Below are 2,509 nucleotides of genomic sequence, written 5' to 3'. Positions count from 1 at the left end.
CCGCCCAATGTGATTTCCAGGGCATCGATTGGGCGGATGTAGAATTCGCCGAACGCGGCATAGCTGTTGGAAATCTGCGTATCGTCATTCAGGCGTGGAACGGTCGACAAGGTGCCGATCTGTGACTGGTAGAGCGAATGCACTTTCTCACGGAAATAGAAGAGGCCGACGGTATAGTCGATCAACCCGCCGCTGGCCGAAGACAACTGCACTTCCTGCTGGATCTGCCGCTGCTTGAGGTGCGCGCGCAGGTTGACCTGTGTGACTGGCGGCGGCTTGCCCCAGAGCGAAGAGGCGAACACGTCGCGGAACCCGCGATAGCTTGAAACCCATTTCACCGTGCCGAGGCCCGTTTCCCAATTTATCGTACTGGCAATACCCGCGCCGTCGAAACGCGGGTCGTTCTCCGGGAAGGGACCGCGGAAGGCGGTGAACGGGTCGTCATAATAAAGCGGGCAACGTTCGAACTGGCCGGCTGAGACGTTGCCCGGCACATATTCGCCCGTCGCGGGATTGGTGACGAGGCCCGGCCGGGTGCCGAGAGCGGCGCAATTGGTAGGCGTCACCGCCTGTATCCCCGAACGGTTACGGGTATAGTCGGCAGCGATATCGATGGTAAGATCATCGATGGGGGCGAGGCGAAGGACGGCACGATAATCCTGCGCGCTGACGCCATTGGCGCGGTCGCCGGTATCCTTGCCGGTGGCATCGACCAGCTTTATATAGCCATCCTGATCGCGGGTCTGCACCGCCAGGATCAGGCCCGCCTTGTCCCGTGCCAGGACGATATTGGCGTTGGCCTTGAAATCGCGCCGGTCGTCGGTACCGAGCGTGGCGGAAATCTTGGCCGAGTTGTCGTGAAGATCGGGCTTGCGCGTAACGAACTTGACAGCACCGCCGGTCGAATTGCGACCATAAAGCGTACCCTGCGGCCCGCGCAGCACCTCTATCCGCTCCAGATCGAGCGCACCGGCCAGAGAGCCGACCAGTCGGCCGATGAACACATCGTCCAGATAGACGCCGACATTGGGATCGGTGCCGAATCCGACATCATCGATGCCGACGCCGCGCAGGAAGATTTGCGCGGAGGAGGCGGAAGTCGTCGCGGCCTGGATATTCACATTGGGCACGAACCCGTCGAGTGCCCGCAGATCGTTGACCGCTCTTGTTTCCAGCGATTTGGCGTCGACGGTGGCGATGGCGATGGGAACATCCATCAACGTTTCCTCACGCCGCCGGGCCGTGACGACGATCGCGCCCTCTTCCTGCGCCTGCGCGCCGGCTTGAGGGTTGTCGTCCTGCGCCATGGCCGGGCTGGTCGCCATGGCGAAAGCGATCGCGAACAATGATGGGCTTGCTCTGCCGGGTTTGCTCATGGAATATCCCCTCTCGTCCATTGTCGTCGCCGACGCACTTGGCTGTCTCCGGCTTAATGGATTGCTTATATATCTTATTCTAGCATACTATAACCATGCGATGTGCTGAGTGGAAGCATTTTTGCCGAACTCTGACGCGAAAGCACGATCCACGACAATGAGAGGCTGCCATGAGGGAAGGACGCGTCGCCGGACGGCGGATTATCGTGACAGGTGCGGCATCGGGTATCGGTCTGGCGACGGCGCATATGCTGGCACGGGAAGGGGCTAGCCTGTCTCTGTTCGATCGCGATGAAGCGGCGCTGGTGCAGGTTGCGACCATGTTGCAGGCACATCACGCGACGGTAGACCTGCCGGATGAAGGTGCGATCAACGCGGCGGTGGAGGCCGCGGTGAAAGCGATGGGCGGAATCGACGGCCTGGTGAATGTCGCGGGGATTGGCGGCATGGGGCGTCTGGCGGACCTCACATTGGCTGACTGGACCAGGACGATCGGCGTGAACCTGACCGCGCCGTTCCTGATGATGCGGGCGGTGTTGCCGCATCTGCAAACGGCGGGCCGGGGAACGATCGTCACGATCGCATCGGGGCAGGGGTTGACCCCGTCCGCGCCGGGAATGGCGGCCTATTGCGCGTCGAAGGGCGGGCTGGTCACCTTGTCCAAAGCCATGGCGCTGGAACTGGCGCCCGCGATCCGCGTAAACTGCGTCTGCCCCGGCGTGGTCGACACGCCCCTGCTGCCGAACGCCATGCGTGCGGTCGCGCGTAAACCGGAATCACCTTATGCGCTGAAACGCGTCGGCAAAGCGGAGGAGATTGCGTCTGCGATTCTCTTCCTCACCAGCGATGAATCCGCCTTCGTCACCGGGATCGCCATGGCGGTCGATGGGGGGCGTACCTATCATTGATACTGATCCCGGGACTGCGCGAAGCGTGCAAGTTGCAGGTCCATGTCCCCGAACTGGCGGGCGTGATCGTTGAGCCGCTCGCCGTGATCGGCGCCGGCGCTCATATTGGTGCCGGTACACGGATTGGCCCCGGTGTCATCATCGGGCCGCATGTGCAGGTGGGGCGCGATTGCACCATTTCCGGTGGTGCGAGCATTCTGGTCGCCCTCATCGGCAACAATGTGA

Annotated in this window: 2 protein-coding genes and 1 pseudogene; 2 read left to right on the top strand and 1 reads right to left on the bottom strand. The window is 62.0% G+C overall.

All coding sequences use genetic code 11. From position 1 onward, the window contains the following. The coding region (locus VMR39_RS06870) for a TonB-dependent receptor (RefSeq protein ID WP_325415244.1) at nucleotides 1-1,376 on the bottom strand (1,376 nt) is incomplete at its 3' end. Between the two features lie 170 nt (nucleotides 1,377-1,546). On the opposite strand from VMR39_RS06870, the gene VMR39_RS06865 reads away from it, so the two are divergent. Then, the gene (locus VMR39_RS06865) at nucleotides 1,547-2,284 is read left to right on the top strand and encodes an SDR family NAD(P)-dependent oxidoreductase (RefSeq protein WP_325415243.1); all 738 of its coding nucleotides are present in this window, start codon (nucleotides 1,547-1,549) and stop codon (nucleotides 2,282-2,284) included. Beyond that, nucleotides 2,281-2,509: pseudogene (locus VMR39_RS06860) on the top strand (hypothetical protein); the annotation flags it as partial. The gene VMR39_RS06865 and the pseudogene VMR39_RS06860, both read left to right, overlap by 4 nt.

This window comes from Sphingobium sp., assembly GCF_035511395.1.
In the GTDB taxonomy this organism is placed as follows: domain Bacteria; phylum Pseudomonadota; class Alphaproteobacteria; order Sphingomonadales; family Sphingomonadaceae; genus Sphingobium.
This window is presented reverse-complemented; position numbering and strand designations above follow the sequence as displayed.

Bases quoted from the DNA above. Each gene is read 5' to 3' on its own strand.
- VMR39_RS06865 (WP_325415243.1), top strand. From the start codon at position 1,547: ATGAGGGAAGGACGCGTCGCCGGACGGCGGATTATCGTGACAGGTGCG.